Source organism: Nakamurella endophytica, assembly GCF_014646215.1.
GTDB lineage: Bacteria > Actinomycetota > Actinomycetes > Mycobacteriales > Nakamurellaceae > Nakamurella > Nakamurella endophytica.
Map to the genome: position 1 here is coordinate 544,540 of NZ_BMNA01000002.1, position 26,616 is coordinate 571,155.

Sequence of the window (26,616 nt, forward strand, 5' to 3'; positions counted from 1 at the left end):
TCGGTCACCGCTGTCCCCCCACCGTCACCCCGCCCGGCTGCCCGGTGAACCGGACGTAGCCGTTGGTCTCCAGCTCCTCGGCCAGCTCCGGGCCGCCGGACTCGACGACGCGGCCGCCGGCGAACACGTGCACGACGTCCGGCTTGATGTAGCGCAGGATCCGCGTGTAGTGGGTGATCAGGACGACGCCGACGTCGCCCGTCTCGCGGTACCGGTTGACGCCCTCGGACACCACCCGCAGCGCGTCCACGTCCAGACCCGAGTCGGTCTCGTCCAGCACCGCGAACTTGGGCCGGAGCAGGGACAGCTGCAGGATCTCGTGCCGCTTCTTCTCGCCGCCGGAGAAGCCCTCGTTGACCGACCGCTCCGCGAACTCGGATTCGATGCCCAGGTCCGCCATCGCGCCGCGGACCTCCTTCACCCAGGTCCGAATGGCGGGGGCCTGCCCGCGCACGGCGGTGGCCGCGCTGCGCAGGAAGTTCGACATGGACACCCCGGGCACCTCGACGGGGTACTGCATGGCCAGGAAGAGCCCGGCGCGCGCCCGCTCGTCCACGGTCATGGCGAGCACGTCCTGGCCGTCGAGGGTGACGCTGCCCGAGGTGACCTGGTACTTGGGGTGGCCGGCCAGCGAGTACGCCAGCGTCGACTTGCCCGACCCGTTCGGCCCCATGATGGCGTGCGTCTGCCCGGACGTGACGGTCAGGTCGACGCCACGCAGGATCTCGATCGGCGCGTCGTCGGTGATCACCGAGACGTGCAGGTCCTTGATCTCCAGGGTTGACATGTGTGCTGTGCTCCAGTGCTCGCGAAGGGTCGGCGTGGTGCCGGGCGGGAGGTGCGGGGCGGGTCCGTCAGGACCCGGTGAGCGCGAGCTCGCGCTCGATGATCTCGGTGGCCCGGTCGGCCACCAGCGGGAGTCCGATGCGCTGGACGACCTCTGCGAAGAAGCCGCGGACCACCAGCCGCCGGGCGACGTCCTCGGGGATGCCGCGCGACTGCAGGTAGAACAACTGCTCGTCGTCGAAACGTCCCGTGGAGCTGGCGTGTCCGGCACCGACGATCTCGCCGGTCTCGATCTCCAGGTTGGGCACCGAGTCGGCACGCGCGCCGTCGGTCAGCACCAGGTTGCGGTTCATCTCGTAGGTGTCGGTGCCCTCGGCCGACGCGCGGATCAGCACGTCGCCGACCCACACGGTGTGCGCGCCCTCGCCCTGCAGCGCGCCCTTGTACAGCGCCCTGGACCGGCAGTGCGTGGCGTCGTGGTCGACCGTCACCCGGTGCTCGAGGTGCTGGCCGGCGTCGGCGAAGTAGAGCCCGAGCAGCTCCGCGGACCCGCCGGGACCGGCGTAGTCGACGGTGGCGACGACGCGCACCAGGTCCCCGCCGAAGGTCAGCGCAGCGTGCTTGACCGTGGCGTCGCGGCCGACCGACAGGTGGTGGCGCGACAGGTGCACCGCGTCGCCGGCCCACTCCTGCAGGCTGGTGAGCGAGACGGTGCTGGCGTCCCCGGCCTGCAGCTCCACGACCTGGGCGAGCGTGGCGGAGCCCTCGTGCACGAGCACGACGTCCACGTGGGCCTGCGCGCCGACCCGGACCACGACGTGTCCGGCCTCGGCGGTGGCGGTGTCCCGGCCGGCGACCGTCACCACCACTGGCTCGGTGACCACCGCGCCGGCCGGCACGTCCACCAGCACGGCGGAGCCGGTCTCGGCCAGCACCCGGGCGGACGTGCGATCGGTGGGCACGAAGCCGGAGGCGCCACGCAGCGCGACAGCCTCCTCGCCCCGCACCTGCGCGACGCGGACACCGTCCGGCTGCTGCCAGTCGACGTCCACGGATCCGTCGCCGAAGGGCGCGTCGGCGTGCAGGTCGCGCAGCCGGCGCAGCGGCGTGAAGCGCCAGACCTCTTCGCGCCCGGTGGGGACGCGGTGCGCCTCCGGGTCGGCGGACACGGTCGGGTGCAGGTGCGAGCCCGCGGTCGGGCGCACGGTGCGCCCACCGACGTGCGAGTGGGCCTCGGGGGCGCCGGCGGGCGCGACCACGGTGGACCCGGCGTCCAGCGAGGTCTGCTCGGCGGTGTCTGTCGGTGCGGCCACGGTCAGCCCACCGCTCCTTCCATCTGCAGTTCGATCAGCCGGTTGAGCTCGAGGGCGTACTCCATCGGCAGCTCCCGGGCGATGGGCTCGACGAAGCCGCGGACGATCATGGCCATCGCCTCGTCCTCGGTCAGCCCACGGCTCATCAGGTAGAACAGCTGCTCCTCGGACACCTTCGAGACGGTCGCCTCGTGCCCCATGGAGACGTCGTCCTCGCGGACGTCGACGTAGGGGTAGGTGTCCGACCGGGAGACGGTGTCCACCAGCAGGGCATCGCACTTGACGGTGGACCGGCTGTGGTGCGAGCCGGGATTGACCCGGACGAGCCCGCGGTAGGACGTGCGCCCGCCGCCCCGGGAGACCGACTTCGACACGATCGTCGAGCTGGTGTGCGGCGCCAGGTGCAGCATCTTCGCGCCGGTGTCCTGGTGCTGGCCCTCGCCGGCGAAGGCGATGGACAGCACCTCGCCCTTGGCGTGCTCGCCGGTCATCCACACCGACGGGTACTTCATGGTCACCTTGGAGCCGATGTTGCCGTCGACCCACTCCATGGTCGCGCCGGCCTCGGCCTTGGCGCGCTTGGTGACCAGGTTGTAGACGTTGTTCGACCAGTTCTGGATGGTGGTGTACCGGCACCGGCCGCCCTTGCGGACGATGATCTCGACGACCGCCGAGTGCAGCGAGTCCGACTTGTAGATCGGCGCGGTGCAGCCCTCGACGTAGTGCACGTAGGCGTCCTCGTCGACGATGATCAACGTCCGCTCGAACTGGCCCATGTTCTCGGTGTTGATCCGGAAGTAGGCCTGCAGCGGGATGTCGACGTGCACGCCCTTGGGCACGTAGACGAACGAGCCACCCGACCAGACCGCGGTGTTCAGCGCGGAGAACTTGTTGTCCCCGGACGGGATGACGGACCCGAAGTACTCCTCGAACAGCTCCGGGTACTCGCGCAGACCGGAATCGGTGTCCAGGAAGACCACGCCCTGGTCCTCCAGCTCCTGCTGGATCTGGTGGTAGACCACCTCGGACTCGTACTGGGCGGCGACACCGGCCACCAGCCGCTGCTTCTCCGCCTCCGGGATGCCGAGCCGGTCGTAGGTGTTCTTGATGTCCTCGGGCAGATCGTCCCAGCTGGCGGCCTGCTTCTCGGTCGACCGCACGAAGTACTTGATCGTGTCGAAGTCGATGCCGGTCAGGTCACCGCCCCAGGTGGGCATGGGCTGCCGCTCGAACAGCTGCAGCGCCTTGAGCCGGCGGCGCAGCATCCACTCGGGCTCGTTCTTCTTGGCGGAGATGTCGCGGACGACGTCCTCGTCCAGGCCGCGGCGGGCGACGCTGCCGGCGGCGTCCGGATCCGCCCAGCCGAAGCGGTAGCGGCCCAGGCTGTCGATCGCCTCGTCCTGGGACAGCGGCTGCACCGGACGGGTGGCCTCGGGGGCAGTGGTCATGGAGCGATCCTTCCGGGGACGGCGGTCGATCGGTCGGTGCGGGCGGGCTGGAGGTCGGTCGGCGCGGGGTCGGTGGGCGCCGGGCCGGTGGCCGGTGGCGAGCCGGTGGCCGGCGGCGGTACGGGCGGCCCGGCGGCCGGACCCGCGTCGCCCGGAGCCGGACCGGTCCGGCCGGACAGCGGCACGAACGTGGTGCAGAACGAGTCGCCGCGGGCGATCGTCGCGAGCCGCTGGGCGTAGGTGCCCAACGCCGCGGCGAGCACCGCCGATTCCTGCTCGCAGAACTGCGGGAACCGGGCGGCCACGTGCGCGACCGGGCAGTGGTGCTGGCAGAGCTGCTGCCCGACGCCGATCTGCTGGCTGCTGGCGGCGTAGCCCTGCCCGGTCAGTGCGCGGGCGACGATACGCACCCGCTCCGACACGTCGGCACCGGCCGCGGCCAGCTCGGCCCGGACTGGCTCCACCAGCGCTTCGGCCCGGCGCCGGGCGAAGTGCTCGACCGCCTGCTGCCCGCCCTGCTCGGCGAGGAAGTCCAGGGCCTGCACGGCCAGGTCGTCGTAGCGGTGCGGCAACCGCGCGCGGCCCGCCTCGGTGAGCACGTACGCCCGGGCGGGACGGCCGCGACCGCGGGGACCCGCGTGGTGGGCCGCCCGGCTGCGCACGGCCCCGTCCGCCTCGAGCTGGTCCAGGTGCCGGCGCACGCCGGCGGTCGTCAGCTCCAGTCGCCGGGCCAGGTCGACGGCCGTGAGCGGGCCGCCGGCGAGCAGTTCGTTGACCACCGCGTCCCTGGTGCGGCGCTCCGCCGCGTCGCGGGTGCGGCGGCGGTCCTCCGCGGCCGGGCCGGCGCAGGTGTCGGTCGTGGCCGCCGTGCGGATGGCGGGCGACTCGGCGACCGCCGGGTGCGTCCGGTCGCCGGCACGGGGCGACGGCGGCGCGGCGGTTTTCACAACACCAGTGTGTCCTTTTTCCGGACGGAGATCAAAGAGCGCGCCGGATCCGGCCTGCCGGGACCGCGTGAGCCTGGTCTCGCCGCCGGCCGCGGGACCCGGGACGGTGTCGGTGGCCACTCCTATGCTTCGCGCCATGACCAGCGAGGCCGGGGCCCGATCCGGGGCCCGGCCTGCCCGGAGCGACCTCGGCCGGGCGGGGACCGCCGCCGGATCGCCGGCTCCCTCGCCGGCTGCCGGTGCCCTCCCGGCTGCCCGGCCGGAGCCGCGGGTGCCGCCGCGGCCGCCCGAGGTGTCGGCGCCGCCGACGGCCTTGCCGCTCGACGTCGTCGAGCGGCGGCAGCTGGCCCGGCTGCGGCGCTGGGGCACCGTCGGCGCGCTCCTGCTGATGGTCGCGACGACCAGCTCCTACGGCGCGGCCACGCCGATCCCGAACCCGGTCGACGGCGTCCGCGTCCTCGGCCTGCTGTCCCGCGTCGGCCCGGCGGCGCTGGCCTGCTCGTACAGCGGCATCGGGCTGCTCGTGCTGTGCTGGTTCCTCGTCGGCCGGCTCGCGCGTCCCGGCCGCACCCGGCGGCTGAGTCGGACCCAGCTCACCCACACCCTGGTGATGTGGTCGCTGCCGCTGCTGGTGACGCCGCCGGTGTTCTCCCGCGACGTCTACTCGTACCTGGCGGTCGGCGCGATGATGGTCCGCGGCGACAACCCGTACGACCAAGGCCCCTACGACGCGCTCGGCGACGGCAACGCCCTCGCCCACCAGGTCGACGCCCGCTGGCAGCACACCTCCAGCCCGTACGGCCCGGCCTTCCTGCTGATGGCCCGCGCGGTGGTGACGATCACCGGCGACCACGTCGTGCTCGGCGTGCTCGTCCAGCGCCTCGTCGAGCTGCTCGGCGTCGCGCTGATCGTCTGGGCGCTGCCGCGGCTGGCCCGGCTGTGCGGCGTCGACCCGGTCGCGGCGCTCTGGCTCGGCGCGCTGAATCCCTTGCTGCTGTTCCACCTGGTGGCCGGCGGGCACAACGAGGCGCTGATGCTGGGCACGATGCTCGCCGGGCTGGTGGTCGCCCTCGGAGCCCCCGGCGCCACCCGGTCCCGTTCCGGTCCGGTCCTCACCGGCGGCACAGGCGGCACAGGCGGCACAGGCGGCACAGGCGGCACGGGCCGCGTGGCCGGCGTGGCGGTGGAGACGTGGCGCGTGGTGGCCGGCAGCGCGTTGATCGCCACCGGTGTCGCGGTCAAGGCCACGGCCGCCATGGGCCTGGCCTTCCTGGTCGTCGCGCTGGCCCGGCGCGCCGGCGGTCGGTGGCGGGACCTGTGGCGGTGCGCCGCCCTCGTCGGCGCGGTCGCCGTGCTGACCTTCGGCGTGCTGACCGCCGTCGCCGGGATGGGGTTCGGCTGGGTGGCCGGGCTGACGGCACCGGGGTCGGTGCAGTCGTTCCTGTCGGTCTCCACGACGCTGGCCATCGCCACCGGCCAGCTCGGGTTGCTGCTCGGGCTCGGGGACCACAGTCAGGCGGCCATCTCGGTCCTGCAGCCCATCGGCACCGGCGTCGGTGCGCTGCTGGCCCTCGCGGTGCTCTGGCGCTGCTGGCGTCCCGGCGACCGCACCGCCGGGCTGGTCGGCGGTTCGCGTCCGTTCCGGGTGCCGATGTCGCCGATCCAGGGCCTGGGCGTCGCCCTGGGTGCGTTCGTCCTGCTCGGGCCGGTGATCCAGCCGTGGTACCTGCTGTGGACGGTGCTGCCGCTCGCGGCGGCCACCGGGCACTCCCCGCTGCGGCGGGCCGCCGTCTGGCTCAGCGCGGTCTTCGCGGTGATCATCATGCCGAACGGCGCCACCATCCCGGTGTTCACCATCGTGCAGGCGGTGGCCGTCGCGGCCGTGGTCGTCGGCGTTGCGCTGGTCGCGCTGGCGCGCCGCGGTCTGCCCCGGCGGGACGTCCCGGAGGTCGGCCCCGGGCCGGCCCCGCCGCCGTGGCGATCCCGCTGGCCGGACCGGCCGGGACACCCGCCGGCCTCGACGCCGGCAGGGTTGCCGGCCGGGTCTGCGGCGACGGTCCCCGTAGGACGCGCCGCGCCGCTGGGCGTGGCGGGGCCGGACGGACCGGCACCACCGCAGGAGCCGGTCGATCCCGGGACCGGGGGTGGCGCCGGCGGCCGGGGCGGTCGCGACGGCGGTCCCTGAGCCGTGCCTATCCTCGGTGATCGTGAACCTCCACCCGCCCGTCCCCGGGCGGCCCCGACCCGCTGCACCGCGGCCGTCCCTCGCGGGTACCCGGTGACCGGCGTCCCGGCAGCCGGAGCCGGCCGGGCGGACGCCATCGAGGTCGTCGAGCTGCGCCGCCGCTACGGCTCCGTGCTCGCGGTCGACGGGTTGTCGTTCAGCGTCCCCCGGGGCTCGACGACCGTGCTGATCGGCCCGAACGGCGCCGGCAAGACCTCGACCATCGAGTGCTGCGAGGGCTTCGCACCCGCCGACGGCGGGTCGGTGCGCGTGCTGGGGATGGATCCCTGGCGGGAGGCCGGCCGGCTGCGGCCCAGGATCGGCGTCATGCTGCAGGCCGGTGGAGCCCAACCGGCCGCCCGTACCGGCGAGATGCTGCGGCTGCTGGCCCGCTGCTCCGCGCGCCCGCACGACCCCGAGTGGTTGCTCGACGTGCTCGGCCTGCGCGAGGTCGAACGCACCCCGATCCGCCGGCTGTCCGGCGGCCAGGCGCAGCGCCTGTCGCTGGCCACCGCCCTCGTCGGACGCCCGGAGCTGCTCTTCCTCGACGAGCCCACCGCCGGCATGGATCCGCAGGCCCGCGGGATCGTCCGGGAACTGCTCTCGGCTGCGCGGACCGACGGCGTGGCCGTCCTGCTGACCACGCACCTGCTGGACGAGGCGGAGACGGCGGACCAGGTGGTGATCGTGGACGAGGGTCGGGTGGTGGCCCAGGGCAGCCCGGCGGAACTGACCGCCGGCGCCTCCGGACAGCTCCGCTTCCGCGCGCCGGCCGGGTTGGACCTGCACCCGCTGCTGTCCGCCCTGCCGCTGGGCTTCCGGGCCACCGAGCCGGCGCCCGGCCGGTACCTGGTGGAGGGGCCGGTGGACCCGGCGACCGCGGCCACGGTGGCCAGCTTCTGTGCGCGGGCGGGCGTGATGCCGTCGGGGCTGGACGCCGGCGGCCGCTCCCTCGAGGAGGTCTACCTCGACCTGACCGGACGGCAACTGCGATGACCGACCGACCCGCGCACCGCGCTCCCGCCTTCCCGGCCGGCACGTTCCGTCCCGACCCCGCTCCCGCCGGCCGCGGCCGGATGCTGGCGGCGGCGGCCGGGCTGGAACTGCGCATCACGTCCCGCAACGGCGAGCAGCTGCTGCTGGCCGTGGTCATCCCGGTCGCCGCCCTGCTCCTGCTGAGCCTGACCCGGATCGTGTCGCTGCCCGACCCGCGGGTGTCGGCCGTGGTTCCAGGCGTGCTCACCCTGGCCGTGCTGTCGGCCGGCTTCACCTCACAGGCGATCACCACCGGGTTCGACCGCCGCTACGGCGTGCTGAAGCGGCTGTCCGCTGCCGGGATGGGCCGCGGTCTGCTGCTGTCCGGCAAGGTCGCCGCCACCTCCGCGGTCGTCGTCGGCCAGGTCGTGGTCCTCGTCGCGGTGGCGTCGGCGCTCGGCTGGCGGCCGCACGGCGACCTGCTGTGGGCGGTGCTGCTGCTCGCCCTCGGCGTCGCCGCGTTCGTCGGGCTGGCGCTGCTGCTGGGCGGCGTGCTGCGCGCCGAAGCGGTGCTGGCGTTGGCGAACCTGGTGTGGCTGCTGCTCGTCGCGGTGGGCGGCGTCGTCCAACCGTTGACCGCGGCGCCGGCGTGGCTGCGCACCGTGGGAGAACTCACCCCGGCCGGCGCGCTGTCGCAGGGGCTGCGGGCGGTGCTGCAGGACGGCCACGCCCCCGGCGCGCTGCCGGTCGTGGTGCTGCTCTCGTGGACGGTCCTGGGGTGGGCCGGCGTCGTACGGTGGTTCCGATGGCAATGACCGGGGTACCCCAGGACGTCCGCAGGCGCACCGCAGCCGCCCGGACGGCGACACCGGCCCGCACCGGCTCCGCGCCGGGACGGCTGCTGCGCTCCCCGCTGCTGCTGCGGATCTTCGCCTGGGCCGCGGCGATCTCGAACGGGTTGATCGCCGTCACCGGCGCGACGGTGCGGGTGACCGGGTCCGGCCTGGGGTGCGAGACGTGGCCGGAGTGCCAGCCCGGCTCGCTGGTCCCGGTCTCCCGGTCCGGCCTGGCCGCCGTGCACCAGGCCATCGAGTTCGGCAACCGCACCCTGACCGGCGTCGTCCTGATCGCCTCGCTCGGCACCTTCGTGCTGGCCGTGCTGGCCCGGCCGCGCCGGCGCTCGGTGGTGTGGCTGGCGGCCGCGGCCCCGGTCGGCGTGCTCTTCCAGGCCGTGTGGGGCGGCATCGTCGTCCGCACCGAGCTGACCTGGTGGACCGTCGCCCCGCACATGCTGGTCTCGCTGGTCCTGCTCTTCTTCGCCATCGCCGTCGTGGTGCGGCTCGGCGAGCCGGACGGCCCGGCGGTGCCGGTGGTCCCCCGCCCGCTGCGGCTGCTGACGATGGCGACGGTCGGCGTGCTGGCGCTGCTGTGCGTGGCCGGCACGCTGGTCACCGCCGCCGGACCGCACGCCGGCGACGACCGGACGCCCCGGCTGGACGTGCCGGTCCGCGACGTCGCCCAGGTGCACGCCGACCTGATGTTCGCCTACTTCGGGCTGCTGGTCGCCACCACGGTGGCCTTCCTGGCCGTGCGTGCCCCCCGGCGGCTGCTCGTCCGGAGCTGGGTGCTGGTCGGCGTCACGCTCGCGCAGGGTCTGATCGGCCTGGTCCAGTTCGCCACCGGTGTGCCCGAGGTGCTCGTCGTCACGCACGTCCTGGGCGCCGTGGTGCTGGTCGCCACCGCCGCCGCCGTGCTGTTCGCCACCCGCACCCGGGACGGTGCTGCGACTCCCGCGGTCACCGGCCCCGTCGCGGAGGCCGCGGCCCGCTGACCCGCACGGCGGCAGGGACGTCGCCGTCGGGACGATGTCGCGCGCGATGACGGTGTCGCCGGGACCGTGACGTCCGGCCCGCGCGCCGGGTCAGGACAGGGCGGGAAAGGCCGGCAGGGCCTGCACGGTGCCGGAGCTGTCCAGCCGGCCGGCCCAGACCTGCAGCACCACCTGGTCGACCCGCCGCGGGCGGTGCGAGATGACGCTCTCCCACTGCGGCACGGTGAGCGTAGTCCACGGCGCCGCCCCGCCGACCCCGGTCGGGAACAGCACCCCGGGCTGGAACGTGACCACGGTGACCGGCCCGTCCCCGTCCCAGTGGTCGGCGATCTGCTGCAGCGTCACCGGCGACGTCGAGAACGTCTGCACCGCCGCCGTCCCGGGACATAGTTCCTGCACGGCCGGCAGCATGGTCCCGGTGGGCGGGTAGTTGCCGACCTGCACGAGCAGCCCGTCGCCGGCCAGCGAGCACATCCGCAGCGCCAGGTCGTAGGTGCCCTGGCCCTCCCTGGCCCCGAACATCGGTCCCCAGGTCAGGACCGGCAGCACCGCCAGGACCGCCCCGAGCAGCACCGCGATCCCGGACCACGCCGGTGCCCGGCGCCGCGCCAGCAGGCCGGCGGCACGGCGCAGGCCGTACGCGGCGCCGAGGAGCAGGCCGGGCACGATGACCGGCAGCAGCCGCCGGAACGCCCAGACCTGGTCGGGGGTGATCGAGACGGCGTTCAGGTAGAAGGCCGCCGCCACCGCCGGCACCGCGGCGACGGCGAGCAGTCGGGTGTCACGCCGGACACCGTCCACCGTCGCGGTGACGGCGCCGGCGAGCCCGACCAGCAGCAGCGGCCATCCGAAGTACCACGCCAGCCAGCTGACGGTCATCTCGTCGAAGCTCTGCGTGCCGTCGACCGGCAGGCCCTCCGCTCGCTGCCGCCACTCCACGGCCGGCCAGTAGTCGGGGTCGACCTGCTTGTGGTTGACCATCCACCAGGGCCGGGACAGCAGGAACAACGCGGCTGCGGACGCCAGCACACCGGCGGCGACCGCCCAACCCCGGCGGCGTCTCCGGACGTCGCGGACAGCCCGGGTCAGCAGGCGTCCCGCGACCGGTCCGGACGCCAGCCACCCCACGACGGCCAGCGCGGCCGTGGCGGCGAGCACCGGGTACAGCAGGTCGGACAGGTCCGACAGGTACTTCGGACTGTGCACCCGCAGGTCCAGCCAACCGAGCAGGCCGACGGGTGCGGCCGCCAGGACGAACACCGCCAACGCCCGGCGGCGCCGCGCGCGCAGCTCCGGGTCCGGGGTGACCACCGCGAGCAGCGTCAGTCCGACGATCCCGCCGATCATGACGATCCCGCCGTCGATCCGGGACAGCATCACCGCGCCGGCGCAGGCGCCGCCCAGGGCCGCCGGTCGCAGCGCGCCCCGCTCGGCCGCCACCCAGATGCCGAGCACCGCGCCGGCCGCGAAGACCAGCGCCAGGGTCTCCGTGTACGGCGTCCGGGAGAACTCGGCGAGCGGCATGGCGACCGCCAGCGCCACCACGGGCAGCAGCGCCCACAGCGGGCCGACGATGCGCCGACCCATCGCGTACACCGCCAGCAGACCGAGAGCGCCCAGCACGACGTTGGCGGCCCAGACCCCGCCGGTCCCGAAGAGCCAGCCCAGCACCGCCAGCATCCCGGACAGCAGGCTGGTGCCCTGGATGTGGTTGGCGGCGGTCACCTCGTCGGTGATGAAGTTGGTCCGCAGACCGGGCACCGCCCGGGCCAGGTCGACGGCGGCCTGCGGCAACCCGACATCCGGTGACCGGTGGTCGACCAGGTACAGGCCCAGCAGCGTGTACTGGCTCGGGTCCCGGCCGACGCCGATGGCCTGGCCGGTGTGGCCGACCTGCACCAGGAACCAGGCGACCGCCACGAGCAGGGCCACCCCGGCGCCCAGCACGACCCTCCCGTCCGCGGCGCCCGGTGCCGGCAGTGCGGGCCGCAGCCGCACCCCCAACACCGCGGCGACCACGCCGGCCGGGAGCACCACCGCGGGCAGGAAGACGCCCAGCAGCAGCGCGAGGGCGACCACCACAGCGACGCACAGCAGCGCGCACACCACCGCGTCGGGCACGGCGACCAGCAGCCGGGACGCCCGCGACCAGTCCCGACGGCCGGCCCGCGCCGGCGGTCGCACGGCGGCCGGGCTGGCCGTGGTCGTCACAGCAAGGGTCTCCTGGCGGTCGGCGGCGGGCGGGACGGCGACCTGCCCGGGCACGGCGGTCCGGCACCCGAGGGCACCGGACCCGTTCCCGGCCGGGATCCGGTCGGTCCCGACCACTGTGCCAACCCTTCCTGTGCGCTGTCGAGGCGGCCCGGCGGCCGCGACTCCCGCTGTCGGTGCCCGGCCGTAGGTTGGTCGCCATGCCGGAGCTGTCCATCGGAGCCCACGTCGACCAGGTCGACCCCGTCGCCGAGGCCGCCGCCCGCGATGCCGACCTGGTGCAGTTCTTCCTCGGCGACCCGCAGGGATGGAAGGGGCCGGAGGTGGTCTACGCCGGCGGGCCGCAGGCGTTGCGGGCTGCTGCCGAGGAAGCCGGGATCCGGCTGTACGTGCACGCCCCGTACGTGATCAACGTCGCGACGGGCAACAACCGCATCCGGATCCCCAGCCGCAAGCTGCTGCAGCAGACCATGACCGCGGCGGGCGAGATCGGCGCCGCCGGCGTGATCGCGCACGGCGGCCACGTCCTCGCCGGTGACGACCCGGCCAAGGGCTACGACAACTGGCGCAAGTGCGTCGAGCAGCTCGACATGCCCGTGCCGCTGCTCGTCGAGAACACCGCCGGCGGCACCAAGGCCATGGCCCGCCAGGTCGACCAGCTCGCCCGGCTCTGGGAGGCGGTGCTGGCCGCCGACGGCGGGGACACCGTGGGCTTCTGCCTGGACACCTGCCACGCGCACGCCGCCGGCGAGGAACTGCTCGGCCTGGTCGACCGGATCCGCGCCGTGACCGGGCGCGTCGACCTCGTGCACGCCAACGACAGCCGGGACGCCTTCGGGTCCGGAGCGGACCGGCACGCCAACCTCGGCGAGGGGCACGCGGACCCGGACGGGATCGCCGACGTCGTCCGCTCGGCCGGAGCCCCGGTCCTGGTCGAGACCCCGGGCGGCCCGGCGGAGCACGCCGCGGACATCGCCTGGCTCCGGGGGCGCGCGGGCTGACCCGTGCGCACGGTCTCGTGCGGGGAGCGGGAAGGCCGACCGGGTTCGCGGCGCAGCAGCCACCCGGTCCGCGGCGCAACGCCCGACCGGGCCGGCGGCGCCTCAGCCGGTGGCGGGCGCCGCCCACAGGTCGCCGACCCGCACCGTCACCGGGGCGTTGGTCGAGCCGCTGGACAGGTAGGCGGTCAGCGCCACGGATCCGGGTGCCTGGAGAGCGGCGGTGGAGTCCGTCGCGGTCGCCGTCCACGCCGTCGGTTCGGCGGCGGTGGAGGACCACACCTTGAGCCGTACCGTGGTGGGCGAGGTGCCGGTCACCTGCAGACGCACCCGCAGCGGGGTCCCGGCGGTGGCCGTCAGCCCCGGCACGGTGGCGCCGGGCCGCAGCGCCACGGCGGTCGACGAGCCGTTCAGCAGGGCCAACCCGGCGACCACAGCACCGCTGCCGGCGATCCGGACGGTGGCCTGGTACTCGGTGTTGCCGGCCACCCGGCGGCCGACCACCGTCAGGTAGGTCCCGTTGTTGCTGGCCAGCCGGTCCGTGGCCAGGGCGAGCCGCAGGTCGGTGTCCGTGGACCGGACCCCGGCCAGGGTCGCGCCGACGGTCAGACCGGGCGAGGCCAGCACCATCGAACCCACCCCACCGCCGACCGAGAACCGCGTGGCCCCGCCGGTGACCGTCCAGGCGCCGCCGCGATCCGCGGTTCCCCAGCCACCGCTGACCGTGCGGGCGAAGGTGTCCACCACGAACCGGCTGTCCGGGGCGGCCACGGTGACCGCGCGGGTGGCCGTTCCGGTGGCACCGGTCCCGTCGGTGACGGTCAGCCTGACCGGATAGCTGCCGGCGGCGGCGTAGGTGTGGGTCGCGGTGCGGCCGCTGCCGGCGGCGGTGCCGTCTCCCCAGTCCCACGACCAGCCGGAGACGGAACCGTCCGGGTCGGTCGAGGCGGACCCGTCGACCGCGCACGCCAGTCCGGTGCACGAAGCCGTGAAGCCGGCCACCGGCGGCTGGTTGGGCGGCGGAGCGGCGGTCGTCGACTGCGCCGAGACCGCGGACACCAGGGTCACCACGGGTGCGACCGTGCCCGACGACGACAGGTACGACGACAGGCCGACGCTGCCGGCGGCCTGCAGGGCAGGGGTCGCGTCCGTCGCGGTCTGGGACCAGGCGGCCGGCTCGGCCGCCGTGGCCGGCCAGACCTTCCAGCGCAGTGTCGTGGGGTCGGTGCCCACGACCTGCATCCGGGTGGCCAGGCGCGCGCCGGCCGTCACCGTGATGCCGGGCAGCACGGCGTCGGCGCGGACGGCGGTCGCCGTGGCGGTTCCCGCGAGCGCCTGGATGCCGATCACCACGGAGCCGTCCGCGCGTATCCGCAGCTTGCCCTGGTACTCGACGTTGGTGGCGACGTGGCGTCCCACCACGGCGAGGTACAGACCGCCGCCCGAAGCCAGCCGGTCCTCGCCGAGCGTCATCCGCAGGTCGGTGTCCGTGCGGGTGACCGCGGGCAGCCCGGCCGTGAGCGTCTGCCCGACCTTCGCCGTGGTGATCCGCGCCGTGCCGCCGGACACCGAGTACGCCGACCCGGCGCCGGTCGCCCAGCTGCCACCGAGGGCCGCCGTACCCAGGCCTCCGGACACCGTGCGGGAGAAGTCGTCCGAGACGAACAGCGAGGCCTGCCCGGGTGGGCGCGGCGAGACCCGACGGGTGGTGGCCGCCGACCGACCCTGGTCGTCGGTGACGATCAGGGTCACCGTCCAGTCGCCGAGCCGGTAGTCGTGGCTCGGTTGCTCACCTTGGCCTTCCGGCGTGCCGTCCCCCCAGTCCCAGCGGTAGCCGGTGACCGTGGCGCCCGGCGCGGCGGCGGACGCCGAGCCGTCCACCGCGCAGGTGAGGTCGGCGCACGAGGCGGTGAACGCCGCGGTCGGCGCCTGCGGGTCCGGTGCCCAGATGTCGAGGATGGGTGCGGTCGCAGCGCTGCGACCGAGCGGCGCGACGCCGACCGCGTCCTCGATGGTGCGCAGCACCGAGTAGTGGTCGATCCGTTCGGCGTAGTCCCCCGGGACGATGCCGGCGCCGTGCAGGACCGTCGCGATCCGGTTGCCGGCCTTGTTGTCGTCCTCGTCGAAGGTCAGCACCAGCACGCTGTCGTGGGTGGCGGCCCACTGCACGTAGCCGTCGAGCTTGTCCCGGACCCAGGTATCGGCCTGCGCGACGGTGCCGTCGTGCATGTCGTTCTGCAGGTTGGGGATGACGAACGCCAGTCTCGGCAGCTGCGACGGGTCGGACGGGAAGGCCGTCATCGGCTGGTTGGCGGACGCCGGGACCGCGGGGAAGTTCACCCACGGGCTGTGCTTGCGTGCGTAGTTGCCGCTGGCGCAGCCCGTGTAGCCGACGGACGGCAGGTCCTCCGAGTAGCCGGTGAACGTCCCTCCCGCGGCGATCAGCGCGCTGCCCAGGTCCGGCGCGGTGAAGGTGTGCGGGCAGGAGTCGTCCACGATTCCCTGGGTGTCGCCGGAGAACAGGGCGATGTAGTTGGGCTGGCTCGGGTGCGTGAGCGCGTACGACTGCGTCATGGAGGCACCGGTCGCCGCCAGGTGGTTGATGTACGGCGCATCCGGGTTGCCGATCACGGCCGAGGCCGAGTGGTTCTCCATGACGACCACCACGACATGGTCCAGCCGCGGCACGGTCGCCACCGTGGCGGCGGTCACCGGCGTCGCGGCGGACCCCGGCCGGGGTGGCGAAGCGGCCACCTGCGTGGCTGGTCCGGCGGTGGCGGCGAGCGCGGTCGCCAGCGCCGCGAAGGACGCGGCGAGACGGCGGTGGGACATCGGCGACTCCGGATGTACGGAGGAGCCCGGGACCGCGCACTCGGGCTGCGCCGCCCGGATCGGTGCGCCGACGCTACCGCCCTGTCACCCGGCTGACCAGGCCCTGCCCGCCGGTCGTCACCCTGCGTACGACCCGGCGGTGCTCAGCGGCGGGAGCCGGCCATCCTGCGGCGGTCGGCCGGGGTCGTGACCAGGGCCGACGACAGGTCGCGGTCCCACTCCCCCGGCTCGATGCCCAGTTCGGCGCAGACCTCGCGGCCGGTCGCCTCGTCCGGCAGCACGGCATCACCCCAGCGCCCGTCCGCGGCAACGACGACCAGGCGCACACCGGTGCGGCCCACCGGTTCCAGCACCGCGCGGCCGGCGCCCGCGTCACCGAGCAGCCGGCGGACGGCCGCGACGGCCTTGGCGACGACCTTGGCCCGCGCCCGCGGGTCCCGGTCGGGCGCCCCGAACGCCCGGTCGGGCTCCGGGACGTCGCTCATCCGCGCAGCCCGATGACCGGCAGCCCGATGGCGGCGTCGACCGCCCAGGCCACCGACACCACGGTCAGGTAGAGGTTGGACAGGTGGAACAGGGTCATCGGCTGCGCCGGGCGCCCGCGGAGCACCCGGACGTGCAGCACGTGCGCGCAGGCCAGGAACGCCAGCCCGGCCGGCGCCGCGACCGCCGCGTACAGCCAGGACGAGGCCGGGACGAGCACCAGCGAGCAGGCCACCATCGCCCAGGAGTAGAGGACGATCTGCCGCACGACGACCCGCTCGGTCGCCACCACGGGCAGCATCGGCACGCCGGCCGCCGCGTAGTCCTCGCGGTAACGCATGGCCAGCGCCCAGGTGTGCGGCGGGGTCCAGAAGAAGATGACGCCGAAGAACGCCCAGGCCGGCCAGCCGATGTCGCCGGTGACCGCGGACCAGCCGATGACGACCGGCATGCACCCCGCCAGCCCGCCCCAGACGATGTTCTGCCGGGTGCGGCGCTTGAGCCACAGCGAGTAGACGAAGACGTAGAACAGGATCGCCACGACGGCCAGCACGGCCGCCTGCCACGTCGTGGTCGCCCAGAGGAACAGTGCCGACAGCAGGCCGAGCACCACGCCGAAGACGAGGGCGCTCCGGGTCGGCACCGCGTGGCGCGCCAGCGGGCGGGTCCGGGTCCGGCGCATGACGGCGTCGATGTCCGCGTCCACCACGCAGTTGAGGGCGTTGGCGCTGCCGGCCGCCAGCGCACCGCCGACCAGCGTCGCCAGCACCGTCCACAGCGGCGGCACCGCGCGCTGTGCCGCGAACAGCGCCGGCACGGTGGTGATGAGGAGCAGCTCGATGATGCGTGGCTTGGTGAGGGCGAGGTACGCGGACACGGTGGCCCGCAGCGGCGAGGTGTTCCGGTCGGGGCGCCGCGGGGCGACCGCCCGGTCCTCCGCCCCGACGGGGTCCGCGTCGGCCACGGTCCGAGCGCCGTGTGCCGGCACGGGCGGCACGGGCGGCACCGCAGGTGTCACCGTCGCCTCCCTGCTTGTCGCCCATGCCCGGCACCGCGAGCCCTCCGCCGGACCCGGCCGACCCAGCGATCCTATGCGGCGGGCCCGGGTGGCCGCTCGGACCCACCCCGCGTGGCGCCGGTCACCGCGGGCCTGTCCCTGCACGGCGCGGGTGGCGCCGACGGTCGTCGAGGACGGGTGCGGCCGACCCGCACGAACCGTCGCCGCCGCGGACCCCGCGAAGACGCCGGGCGGGTGCCGGGCAGGGCCGCTCGGACGGGGAATAGGCTCATCGGACCGCCCGAGCGCGTCTGTTCCGTCCGCATCCGCGGCCCCGCCGCCCGTCGCAGGAAGGCTGTCCCACCCGTGACCACCACCGAAGAGATCACCGAGCTGACGCAGGCCCACGTCCCGGACGACTGGTCGGATCTGGACAAGCGGGCCGTCGACACCGTCCGCGTGCTGGCCGCCGACGCCGTCCAGCGGGCCGGGAACGGCCACCCCGGCACGGCGATGAGCCTGGCGCCGCTGGCCTACACGCTGTTCCAGCGCGTCATGGTGCACGACCCGGCCGACCCGGAATGGACGGGCCGCGACCGCTTCGTGCTCTCTGCCGGGCACTCCAGCCTGACGCTGTACATCCAGCTGTACCTGGCCGGGTTCGGCCTGGAGCTGGAGGACCTGATGCAGCTGCGCAAGTGGGGATCGCTGACGCCGGGGCACCCCGAGGTCCACCACACCAAGGGCGTCGAGATCACCACCGGGCCGCTGGGGCAGGGCCTGTCCTCGGCGGTGGGCATGGCCATGGCCGCCCGCCGCGAGCGCGGCCTGTTCGATCCCGACGCCGCGCCCGGTGAGAGTCCGTTCGACCACTTCATCTACTGCATCGCCTCCGACGGCGACATCGAGGAGGGCATCACCTCCGAGGCGTCCTCGATCGCCGGCCGGCAGCAGCTCGGCAACCTCGTCGTGTTCTACGACCACAACCAGATCTCGATCGAGGACGACACGAACGTCGCCCTGTCCGAGGACGTGGCGGCCCGCTACCGGGCCTACGGCTGGCACGTGCAGGAGGTCGAGGGCGGCGAGAACGTCACCGGCATCCTCGAGGCCATCGAGCAGGCCAAGGCGGTGACGGACAGGCCGTCCTTCATCCAGCTGCACACGATCATCGGCTTCCCGGCGCCGACCAAGATGAACACCGGCAAGTCCCACGGGGCTGCGCTCGGCGCCGACGAGGTCGCCGCGACCAAGAAGATCCTCGGGTTCGACCCGGAGAAGGACTTCGAGGTCGACGACACGGTGATCAAGCACACCCGGCAGGCACTGGACCGCGGCGAGCAGGCCAAGGCCGAGTGGCAGCCGCGGTTCGACGCGTGGGCGCAGGCGAACCCCGACCACAAGGCGCTGTTCGACCGGCTCACCGCCCGCGACCTGCCCGAGGGCTGGGAGAGCTCGCTGCCCCATTGGGACCCGGATCCCAAGGGCATCGCCACCCGCGCGGCCTCCGGCGCTGTGCTGTCGGCCATCGGTCCGGTGCTCCCCGAGCTGTGGGGTGGGTCGGCCGACCTCGCGGAGTCGAACCTGACCACGATCAAGGGCGCCGACTCCTTCGGCCCGGTCGCCGCCGCGACCGAGGAATGGAACACCAACCCCTACGGCCGGACGCTGCACTTCGGCATCCGCGAGCACGCCATGGGCGCGATCCTCAACGGCATCGCGCTGCACGGCCCGACCCGGCCCTACGGGGGGACCTTCCTGACCTTCTCCGACTACATGCGCGGGGCGGTGCGACTCGGTGCGGTGATGGGCGCGCCCGTCGTGTACGTGTGGACGCACGACTCGATCGGCCTCGGCGAGGACGGACCCACGCACCAGCCGATCGAGCACATGGCCGCGCTGCGGGCCATCCCCGGCCTGGCGATGGCCCGCCCGGCGGACGCCAACGAGACCGCCTACGTCTGGAAGGCCGTGCTCGAGAAGCAGAGCGTCTGGAACACCGGCCCGGTCGGTCTGGCGCTCACCCGGCAGGCGGTCCCGGTCCTCGAGGGCACCTCCGCCGAGGGCGTCAAGCGGGGAGCCTACGTGCTGCGCGAGGCCGACGGCGACCTGCAGGTGATCATCCTGGCCACCGGGTCCGAGGTGCAGATGGCCGTCGAGGCCCGCGAAGTGCTGCAGCAGGAGGGCATCGGCACGCGCGTGGTGTCCGTGCCGTGCCTGGACTGGTTCGAGGCGCAGGACCAGGGGTACATCGAGAGCGTGCTGCCCAAGTCGGTGACCGCCCGGGTGTCGGTGGAGGCGGCGATCTCCCAGCCGTGGTGGCGGTGGATCGGCAGCCAGGGCCGGCCCGTCTCGATCGAGCACTACGGCGCCTCGGCGGACTACCAGACCTTGTACAGCAAGTTCGGTCTCACCACCGACGCGGTCGTCACCGCTGCCCGGGAGTCGCTCTCGGCGGTCAACGCGCCGGACACCCTGTCGCACGGCACCACGTCGCTGGAGGATGCAGGTATCGACCTGCAGGAGAAGTGACCGACACCGCGAAGAAAGGCACACCATGACCGACGAAGCCCCCGAAGAGTCCGTCGCCGACCCGACGAACGGCTCCTCCACCGACACCGACCCGTTGGCCGACCTGGCCGCCGCCGGTGTCTCGCTGTGGCTGGACGACCTGTCCCGCCAGCGGCTGCACAGCGGCAACCTGGCCGAGATCATCCGGACCAAGCACGTGGTCGGCGTCACCACCAACCCGTCGATCTTCCAGGCGGCGCTGGCGGACGGTGCCTCGTACCAGCAGCAGGTGTCCGAGCTCGCGGCCCGCGGCGCCGACGTGGACGACGTCGTCCGGGCAGCGACCACGGACGACGTGCGGGACGCCTGCGACCTGTTCCTGCCGCTGTACCAGCAGACGAACGGGGTCGACGGCCGGGTGTCGATCGAGGTCGACCCCCGCCTGGCGCACGACACCGACGGCACCATCGCGCAGGCGCAGGAGCTCGCCAAGATCGTCGACCGGCCCAACGTGCTGATCAAGATCCCGGCGACCGTCGAGGGCCTCCCGGCGATCACCGCGGTGCTGGCCGAGGGCATCAGCGTCAACGTGACGCTGATCTTCTCGCTGGACCGGTACGCGGCGGTCATCGACGCCCATCTGGCCGGCCTGGAGCAGGCGCAGGCCAACGGGCACGACCTGTCGAAGATCCACTCCGTGGCGTCCTTCTTCGTGTCCCGAGTGGACACCGAGATCGACAAGCGGCTGGATGCCATCGGCAGCCCGGAGGCCGCAGCGATCCGCGGCGAGGCCGCGATCGCCAACGCGCGGCTGGCGTACCGGCTGTTCGAGCAGCAGTACTCGGGCGAGCGGTGGAGCGCGCTGGCCGCCGCCGGCGCCAACGCGCAGCGCCCGCTGTGGGCGTCCACCGGTGTGAAGGACAAGGCCTACGACGACACCCGGTACGTCGTCGAGCTGGTCGCCCCGAACACGGTGAACACCGCGCCGGAGAAGACCATCGACGCGGTGGCGGACCACGGCGTCATCCGCGGCAACACGATCGAGGGCACCTACGGGGCCGCCTCGGCGGTCTTCTCGTCCCTGCAGGCGCTGGGCATCGACATGGACGACGTCTTCGAGGTCCTGGAGACCGAGGGCGTCGACAAGTTCGAGAAGTCCTGGGCCGAGCTGCTCGACACCGTGGCCGCGTCCCTGGAATCCGCCCGCAAGGGCTGAGCAGGGGCCCGACACAGCGCCGACCCAGCGCCGACGTAGAGCCGACAGCCGGCGCCCGGGCCAGTCCCGGGCGCCGGCCCGTCCCACCCCGCCGGGAGGACCTCCGCCATGCCGACCGACTACGTGAACCCGCTGCGTGACCCGAGGGACAAGCGCCTCCCCCGGATCGCCGGCCCGTCCGGCATCGTGATCTTCGGCGTGACCGGCGACCTGTCCCGCAAGAAGCTCATGCCGGCCATCTACGACCTGGCCAACCGCGGCCTGCTGCCGCCGGGCTTCGCCCTGGTCGGGTTCGCCCGGCGGGACTGGGCCAACGAGGACTTCAGCAAGGTCGTCCACGACGCGGTCCGCGAGTACGCCAGGACCCCGTTCTCCGAGGAGGTCTGGCGGCACCTCGCCGAGGGCTTCCGGTTCGTGCAGGGCAGTTTCGGCGACGACGACGCGTTCGACACGCTGGCCGCGACGCTGGCCGACCTCGATCGGGTCCGCGGCACCGGCGGCAACCACGCCTTCTACTTCTCGATCCCGCCGGGCGCCTTCCCGGTCGTGCTGCAGCAGCTGCGCCGGTCCGGCCTGGCCGACCCGCACGGCGACGAGTGGCGCCGGGTCGTCATCGAGAAGCCCTTCGGCCACGACCTGGCGTCGGCGCAGGAGCTGAACGGCATCGTCAACGACGTCTTCCCCAGCGAGTCGGTGTTCCGCATCGACCACTACCTGGGCAAGGAGACGGTGCAGAACCTCTTGGCGCTGCGCTTCGCCAACCAGCTGTACGAGCCGATCTGGAACGCCAACTACGTCGACCACGTGCAGATCACGATGGCCGAGGACATCGGCATCGGCGGCCGCGCCGGGTACTACGACGGGATCGGCGCGGCGCGCGACGTCATCCAGAACCACCTGCTCCAGCTGCTGGCGCTGACCGCCATGGAGGAGCCGGTCTCGTTCTCGCCGGCCCAGTTGCGGACCGAGAAGGTCAAGGTGCTGTCGGCCGTGCGGCTCCCGGCCGACCTGTCCGCCAGCACCGCGCGCGGCCAGTACGCGGGCGGCTGGCAGGGCGGTCAGAAGGTCATCGGGTACCTGCAGGAGGAGGGCATCTCCCGGTCCTCGACGACCGAGACCTACGCCGCCGTCAAGCTGCTCGTCGACACCCGGCGGTGGGCCGGCGTGCCGTTCTACCTGCGGACCGGCAAGCGGCTGGGCAAGCGGGTCACCGAGATCGCCGTGGTCTTCAAGCGCGCACCGCACCTGCCGTTCTCGTACACCGACACCGAGGAGCTGGGGTCCAACGCCCTGGTCATCCGGGTGCAGCCGGACGAGGGCGTGACCATCCGCTTCGGCTCGAAGGTCCCGGGGCCGGCGATGGAGGTCCGCGACGTCAACATGGACTTCTCGTACGGCCAGTCGTTCACCGAGGCCTCGCCGGAGGCCTACGAGCGGCTGATCCTGGACGTGCTGCTCGGCGAGCCGTCGCTGTTCCCGCAGGACGAGGAGGTCGAGCTGTCGTGGCGGATCCTCGACCCGGTGGAGGCGCACTGGGCCCGCCAGCGCGGCGGGGTCGACCAGTACGTGTCCGGGACCTGGGGCCCGGCCTCGGCCGACGCCATGATGGCCCGCGACGGCCGCACCTGGCGGCGGCCGTGACCGCCGGGCCGGTCCGGCCCGCGGCGCCGTCGGACCGGGCACGGACAGCGCAGGGACCCCGTCCGAGAGAGGGCCGCCAGTGATCATCGACCTGCCGTCGACGAACTCGTCGGCGATCAACAAGGCCATGGTGGACCTGCGCGAGCGCGGCGGCGCCAACACCCAGGGCCGGGTGCTCACGCTGGTCATCGTCACCGACGAGGACTCCGGCGAGGACCCGATCGCGGCCGCCAACGGGGCGTCCTTCGAGCACCCGTGCCGGGTCATCGTGCTGGCCCGCGGGTCCGGTCGCGGCACCGCGCGGATGGACGCGCAGATCCGGGTCGGCGGTGACGCCGGTGCCAGCGAGGTGGTGGTGCTGCGGCTGTACGGGCCGCTGGCCCAGCACGGCGCCGCCGTGGTCGTGCCCCTGCTGCTGCCGGACGCGCCGGTGGTGGCCTGGTGGCCGGGTGCGGCACCGGAGGTGCCCGCCGAGGACCCGGTGGGCGCGCTGGCGCAGCGCCGGATCACCGATGCCGCGGCGGTGCGCCGGCCCACGACGGCGCTGGCGAACCGCATCTCGGGCTACCGGCCCGGCGACACCGACCTGTCCTGGACCCGGCTGACCACCTGGCGCGGCCTGCTCGCAGCGGCGCTGGACCAGCCGCCGCACGAGAAGGTCACCGGCGTCACGGTGTCCGGCGCGTCGGACTCGGTGTCGGCCGACCTGCTGGCCGGGTGGCTCGCGCTGCGGCTGCGTTGCCCGGTGCGCCGGCAGAAGGTCGACCGGGCCGGTACCGGGCTCCGCTCGGTGCTGCTGGAACGGCGGTCCGGCAGCATCAGCCTGGTCCGGCCCGAGGGCGACACCGCGACACTCACCGTGTCCAACCAGCCCGGGCGGCAGTTGTCGCTGCCACGCCGGAACCTGCGCGACTGCATCGCGGAGGAGCTGCGCCGGCTGGACGCGGACGAGGTCTACGCCGACGTGCTCGCCACCGGGCTCGGGCTCGTCGCCAGTGCCGAGCGCGCCGCTGCCAGCGGTCCCACCCGCGCGGCCCGCGCGACGTCGGGCCGGGCGTCCACCCGGCCGGGCATCGCCGGGCGCGGGGCCGGCCGGCGCTCCGCCACCGGGTCGGCCACCGACGCCGAGGCCGCCCCCACCGCGGCGCGGCGCGGTCGCCGCACCGCCGCCGAACCCGCCCCGGCCGCGGAGGCGCCCAAGGCCCGACGCCGCAGCGCCACGGCACCGGCCGAGGAAGCACCCAAGACCAAGCGCCGTAGCACCACGGCACCGGCCGAGGAGGCACCCAAGGCCAGGCGCCGCAGCGCCACGGCACCGGCCGAGAAGGCACCCAAGGCTCGGCGCCGCAGCGCACCCGCACCCGCACCGGCCGAGGAAGCACCCAAGGCCCGGCGCCGCAGCGCCGACCGGACGTCTCCGGCCAGGGGTGGCCGCGGCCGGGCGGCCGCCACCTCCGGCGACATCGCGGACGTCGCCGACGCGGTCCCGGTGCCGACCGGTCCCGATCCTGCCGGGCCCCCGGACGAGCCGAGCGCGGCCGGTACGCCGGTGGACGGCCGGCGGCGCCGCCCGCTGGACCACCCCGGTTCGCCGGCACCGTCGTCGTCCGATGCCGCGCCGGACGCCGAGGCACCGGAGGCCGGCGACGGCACCGGAGGGGAGCGCCGTCCCGGGCAGCCGTCGGTGCTGGCGTCCGGAACGACCGAGGTCGCCGACGCGGTGGCCGCCGAGAACCGCCCCGGGGACGACGCGACGGACGACGCACCGACCACGACCACCGGCGCCTCCGGCGACGACGCGGCCGGAACCGCGGGCGCTGCGGGCACTGTGGCCGAGTCCGCCGCCACCGGCAAGACCACGGACAGGGCGCCGGCACGCCGCCGGCGACGGAAGGGAGCAACCGGGTGAGCACGCGCGAGGTCGTCGTCCATTCCACGCCGGAGGTGCTGGCCGCGGCGACGGCCGCCCGGCTGGTCACCAAGCTGGTCGACGCCCAGGCGTCCGGCCGGGTGCCGTCCGTCGTGCTGACCGGCGGCGGGACCGGCATCGGCGTGCTGGCGCAGCTCCTCGACTCCCCCGCCCGCGACGCCGTCGACTGGCGCCGCGTCGAGCTGTGGTGGGGAGACGAGCGTTTCGTGCCCGCGGACGACGACGAGCGGAACGAAAAGCAGGCCAGGGAGGCGCTGCTGAACCACCTGCCGCTGGATCCTGCCCGGGTGCACGCCATGGCAGCGTCGGACGGCAAGTTCGGGGACGACGTCGACGCCGCGGCCGAGGCGTACGCCGTGCAGCTGGCCGGTGTCCGGGCGTTCGACGTCGTGATGCTCGGCATGGGACCGGAGGGTCACGTGGCGTCCGTGTTCCCGGAGTCGCCGGCCGTCCACGACGAACGGCCGGTGGTGGCGGTGCGGAACTGCCCGAAGCCGCCGCCGACCCGGATCTCGCTCACCCTGCCGACCATCCGCACGGCCGCCGAGGTGTGGCTGATGACCACGGGCGAGGGCAAGGCAGGCGCGGTCGCGCTGACCGTGGCCGGTGCCGGCGAGGTCGCGGTGCCCGCGGCCGGCGCCGTGGGCACGTCCCGCACGCTGGTGCTGCTGGACCGCGCCGCGGCGTCCCAGCTGCCGGCCGGGCTGGCGGCCATCCGCACGTCCTGACCCGTGACGGTCGCGACACCGGTCCGTCGGGCCGGCGCCCGCCCGTCCTGACATGCTGACCCGTGCCCCGCGGTGACCGCCGCGGGCACTGCTCGAGGAGGAGAGCCACACCATGGGCCCATCGCCGGTGAAGGTGACGGTGACCGGCGCTGCCGGCCAGATCGGTTACGCGCTGCTGTTCCGGATCGCGTCGGGCGCGATGCTCGGGCCGGACACCCCGGTCCGGCTGAGCCTGCTGGAGATCACTCCGGCGCTCAAGGCCGCCGAGGGCACCGCCATGGAACTGGACGACTGCGCGTTCCCGCTGCTGGCGGGGATCGACATCACCGACGACGCCCGGTCGGCGTTCGACGGGACGTCGGTGGCGCTGCTCGTCGGGGCCCGCCCGCGGACCGCCGGCATGGAGCGCGGCGACCTGCTGGAGGCCAACGGCGGCATCTTCAAGCCGCAGGGCGAGGCGATCAACGCGGGCGCCGCGGACGACGTCAGGATCCTGGTGGTCGGCAATCCCGCCAACACCAACGCCCTGATCGCCCGCACGCACGCACCCGACGTCCCGGCCGACCGCTGGACCGCGATGATGCGGTTGGACCACAACCGGGCGCTGACGCAGGTCGCCAGGCGGCTGGACGCGCCCGTCGCGGACATCACCCGGATGACGGTGTGGGGCAACCACTCCGCCACCCAGTACCCCGACGTCAGCAACGCCCGGGTGGCCGGCACGCCGGTGCGGGACCGGGTCGACCAGGAGTGGCTGGAGTCCACCTTCATCCCGACCGTGGCCAAGCGCGGTGCGGCGATCATCGACGCCCGCGGCGCCTCGTCGGCCGCGTCCGCGGCGAACGCCGCCATCGACCACGTGCACGACTGGGTGCTCGGCACCCGGGACGGGGACTGGGTCAGCGCGGGCATCGTGTCCGACGGCTCCTACGGCATCCCGGAAGGGCTGGTGGCCGGGTTCCCGGTGACCAGTTCCGGCGGCAGCTTCCAGGTCGTCCAGGGCCTGGAGATCGACGACTTCTCGCGCCGGCGGATCGACGCCTCCGTCGCCGAGCTGGCCGACGAGCAGGCGGCGATCCGCTCCCTCGGTCTGATCTGACCCTTGCCGTCGCCGGTGCCGGTCCGTGCCGATCCGGTGCCGGCGACCCGGGCTGCCGCCGCGAGCGGCCGGGCGCGCGACGAGGGGACGTATCACCCGTGGCGCCCGGGGCTCCTGCGGGGCGTGTCCGCCGATCCCGCGTGCCTGCCGTGCCGGATGAAGGTCTACCGGCACCGCTCGGTGCGCTCCTGCGGCCGCCGGCGGGTCGCGGTGTCCGACCTGGCCGCCGACCGGAGGTGTCCGGTCCCCCACCGGACCGGACGCCACCGCCGACCGGGTCGCGGGGACGAGGTGGACCCCGCCGGCACGGGACCCGACCCGGCCTGACCGGCCACCGGCGTCCCGCACAGGATCCGATCGGCGACCGCTCCTGGGCCGCCGCGGGTGTCGCACCACCGACCGCGGCGATGCCGGGCTCGCCGTGGATCTCGGGGCGTCGTGGTCCG

At 74.3% G+C, this 26,616-nt stretch carries 19 protein-coding genes; 11 read left to right on the plus strand and 8 right to left on the minus strand.

What is annotated here, in order from left to right; all coding sequences use genetic code 11:
• Positions 1–4: 4 nt before the first annotated feature.
• The 4 genes from sufC to IEY37_RS06035 all read right to left on the minus strand — a co-directional run bounded on the left by sufC (position 5) and on the right by IEY37_RS06035 (position 4,494).
• Positions 5–787: a Fe-S cluster assembly ATPase SufC gene (gene sufC, locus IEY37_RS06020; RefSeq protein ID WP_188940582.1), complete on the minus strand. Its 783-nt coding sequence runs from the start codon at positions 785–787 to the stop codon at positions 5–7.
• 67 nt (positions 788–854) lie between these two features.
• Positions 855–2,099, minus strand: coding sequence for a Fe-S cluster assembly protein SufD (gene sufD / locus IEY37_RS22490; RefSeq protein WP_268237976.1), 1,245 nt, complete (start codon positions 2,097–2,099; stop codon positions 855–857).
• Between the two features lie 2 nt (positions 2,100–2,101).
• Positions 2,102–3,547, minus strand: a complete 1,446-nt coding sequence (gene sufB, locus IEY37_RS06030; protein WP_188940583.1) for a Fe-S cluster assembly protein SufB — start codon at positions 3,545–3,547, stop codon at positions 2,102–2,104.
• Entirely contained in the window at positions 3,544–4,494 is a 951-nt protein-coding gene (locus IEY37_RS06035; protein ID WP_229673976.1) for a helix-turn-helix transcriptional regulator, read from the minus strand. The genes sufB and IEY37_RS06035 overlap by 4 nt, the downstream gene beginning before the upstream one ends.
• Before the next feature lie 271 nt (positions 4,495–4,765).
• Here IEY37_RS06035 and mptB point away from each other — a divergent pair, with 271 nt between their 5' ends.
• The 4 genes from mptB to IEY37_RS06055 all read left to right on the plus strand — a co-directional run bounded on the left by mptB (position 4,766) and on the right by IEY37_RS06055 (position 9,524).
• The gene (gene mptB / locus IEY37_RS06040; protein ID WP_188940585.1) at positions 4,766–6,679 is read left to right on the plus strand and encodes a polyprenol phosphomannose-dependent alpha 1,6 mannosyltransferase MptB; all 1,914 of its coding nucleotides are present in this window, start codon (positions 4,766–4,768) and stop codon (positions 6,677–6,679) included.
• Between the two features lie 93 nt (positions 6,680–6,772).
• Positions 6,773–7,714 carry an ABC transporter ATP-binding protein gene (locus IEY37_RS06045; RefSeq protein ID WP_229673977.1) on the plus strand — a complete coding sequence of 314 codons (942 nt, stop codon included), beginning with the start codon at positions 6,773–6,775 and terminating at the stop codon, positions 7,712–7,714.
• Positions 7,711–8,508, plus strand: coding sequence for an ABC transporter permease (locus IEY37_RS06050; RefSeq protein ID WP_188940586.1), 798 nt, complete (start codon positions 7,711–7,713; stop codon positions 8,506–8,508). The genes IEY37_RS06045 and IEY37_RS06050 overlap by 4 nt, the downstream gene beginning before the upstream one ends.
• On the plus strand, positions 8,499–9,524 hold the full coding sequence (locus IEY37_RS06055; RefSeq protein ID WP_229673979.1) for a COX15/CtaA family protein: 1,026 nt from the start codon (positions 8,499–8,501) through the stop codon (positions 9,522–9,524). Before IEY37_RS06050 ends, IEY37_RS06055 begins: the two co-directional genes overlap by 10 nt.
• Positions 9,525–9,614: 90 nt before the next feature.
• On the opposite strand, the gene IEY37_RS06060 is transcribed toward IEY37_RS06055, so the two are convergent.
• Positions 9,615–11,735: a glycosyltransferase family protein gene (locus tag IEY37_RS06060; protein ID WP_229673981.1), complete on the minus strand. Its 2,121-nt coding sequence runs from the start codon at positions 11,733–11,735 to the stop codon at positions 9,615–9,617.
• Positions 11,736–11,935: 200 nt separating this feature from the next.
• On the opposite strand from IEY37_RS06060, the gene IEY37_RS06065 reads away from it, so the two are divergent.
• Complete coding sequence (locus IEY37_RS06065) at positions 11,936–12,736, plus strand: deoxyribonuclease IV (RefSeq protein WP_188940588.1); 801 nt, start codon at positions 11,936–11,938, stop codon at positions 12,734–12,736.
• A 102-nt stretch (positions 12,737–12,838) separates the two neighbouring features.
• Here IEY37_RS06065 and IEY37_RS06070 read toward each other — a convergent pair whose 3' ends face one another.
• The 3 genes from IEY37_RS06070 to IEY37_RS06080 all read right to left on the minus strand — a co-directional run bounded on the left by IEY37_RS06070 (position 12,839) and on the right by IEY37_RS06080 (position 17,012).
• Positions 12,839–15,565 (minus strand): alkaline phosphatase family protein, encoded by a 2,727-nt coding sequence (locus IEY37_RS06070; RefSeq protein ID WP_188940589.1) that lies wholly within the window; start codon positions 15,563–15,565, stop codon positions 12,839–12,841.
• Between the two features lie 143 nt (positions 15,566–15,708).
• Entirely contained in the window at positions 15,709–16,050 is a 342-nt protein-coding gene (locus IEY37_RS06075) for a hypothetical protein (protein WP_188940590.1), read from the minus strand.
• Positions 16,047–17,012, minus strand: a complete 966-nt coding sequence (locus IEY37_RS06080) for a heme o synthase (RefSeq protein ID WP_188940591.1) — start codon at positions 17,010–17,012, stop codon at positions 16,047–16,049. The genes IEY37_RS06075 and IEY37_RS06080 overlap by 4 nt, the downstream gene beginning before the upstream one ends.
• A 399-nt stretch (positions 17,013–17,411) precedes the next feature.
• On the opposite strand from IEY37_RS06080, the gene tkt reads away from it, so the two are divergent.
• The 6 genes from tkt (at position 17,412) to IEY37_RS06110 (ending at position 26,170) form a co-directional block, all read left to right on the plus strand.
• Complete coding sequence (gene tkt / locus IEY37_RS06085) at positions 17,412–19,577, plus strand: transketolase (protein ID WP_188940592.1); 2,166 nt, start codon at positions 17,412–17,414, stop codon at positions 19,575–19,577.
• A 25-nt stretch (positions 19,578–19,602) separates the two neighbouring features.
• Positions 19,603–20,772, plus strand: coding sequence for a transaldolase (gene tal / locus IEY37_RS06090; RefSeq protein ID WP_188940593.1), 1,170 nt, complete (start codon positions 19,603–19,605; stop codon positions 20,770–20,772).
• A gap of 108 nt (positions 20,773–20,880) precedes the next feature.
• Positions 20,881–22,413, plus strand: a complete 1,533-nt coding sequence (zwf, locus tag IEY37_RS06095) for a glucose-6-phosphate dehydrogenase (protein ID WP_188940594.1) — start codon at positions 20,881–20,883, stop codon at positions 22,411–22,413.
• 79 nt (positions 22,414–22,492) lie between these two features.
• Positions 22,493–24,322, plus strand: coding sequence for a glucose-6-phosphate dehydrogenase assembly protein OpcA (opcA, locus tag IEY37_RS06100; RefSeq protein WP_188940595.1), 1,830 nt, complete (start codon positions 22,493–22,495; stop codon positions 24,320–24,322).
• Complete coding sequence (pgl, locus tag IEY37_RS06105) at positions 24,319–25,071, plus strand: 6-phosphogluconolactonase (protein WP_188940596.1); 753 nt, start codon at positions 24,319–24,321, stop codon at positions 25,069–25,071. Before opcA ends, pgl begins: the two co-directional genes overlap by 4 nt.
• A gap of 112 nt (positions 25,072–25,183) precedes the next feature.
• Positions 25,184–26,170, plus strand: a complete 987-nt coding sequence (locus tag IEY37_RS06110) for a malate dehydrogenase (RefSeq protein ID WP_188940597.1) — start codon at positions 25,184–25,186, stop codon at positions 26,168–26,170.
• Positions 26,171–26,616: the final 446 nt, after the last annotated feature.

Coding starts and splice junctions, on each gene's coding strand:
- sufC (WP_188940582.1), bottom strand. CDS start 787: ATGTCAACCCTGGAGATCAAGGACCTGCACGTCTCGGTGATCACCGAC.
- sufB (WP_188940583.1), bottom strand. CDS start 3,547: ATGACCACTGCCCCCGAGGCCACCCGTCCGGTGCAGCCGCTGTCCCAG.
- IEY37_RS06050 (WP_188940586.1), top strand. CDS start 7,711: ATGACCGACCGACCCGCGCACCGCGCTCCCGCCTTCCCGGCCGGCACG.
- IEY37_RS06055 (WP_229673979.1), top strand. CDS start 8,499: ATGGCAATGACCGGGGTACCCCAGGACGTCCGCAGGCGCACCGCAGCC.
- IEY37_RS06065 (WP_188940588.1), top strand. CDS start 11,936: ATGCCGGAGCTGTCCATCGGAGCCCACGTCGACCAGGTCGACCCCGTC.
- IEY37_RS06070 (WP_188940589.1), bottom strand. CDS start 15,565: ATGTCCCACCGCCGTCTCGCCGCGTCCTTCGCGGCGCTGGCGACCGCG.
- IEY37_RS06075 (WP_188940590.1), bottom strand. CDS start 16,050: ATGAGCGACGTCCCGGAGCCCGACCGGGCGTTCGGGGCGCCCGACCGG.
- tal (WP_188940593.1), top strand. CDS start 19,603: ATGACCGACGAAGCCCCCGAAGAGTCCGTCGCCGACCCGACGAACGGC.
- zwf (WP_188940594.1), top strand. CDS start 20,881: ATGCCGACCGACTACGTGAACCCGCTGCGTGACCCGAGGGACAAGCGC.
- IEY37_RS06110 (WP_188940597.1), top strand. CDS start 25,184: ATGGGCCCATCGCCGGTGAAGGTGACGGTGACCGGCGCTGCCGGCCAG.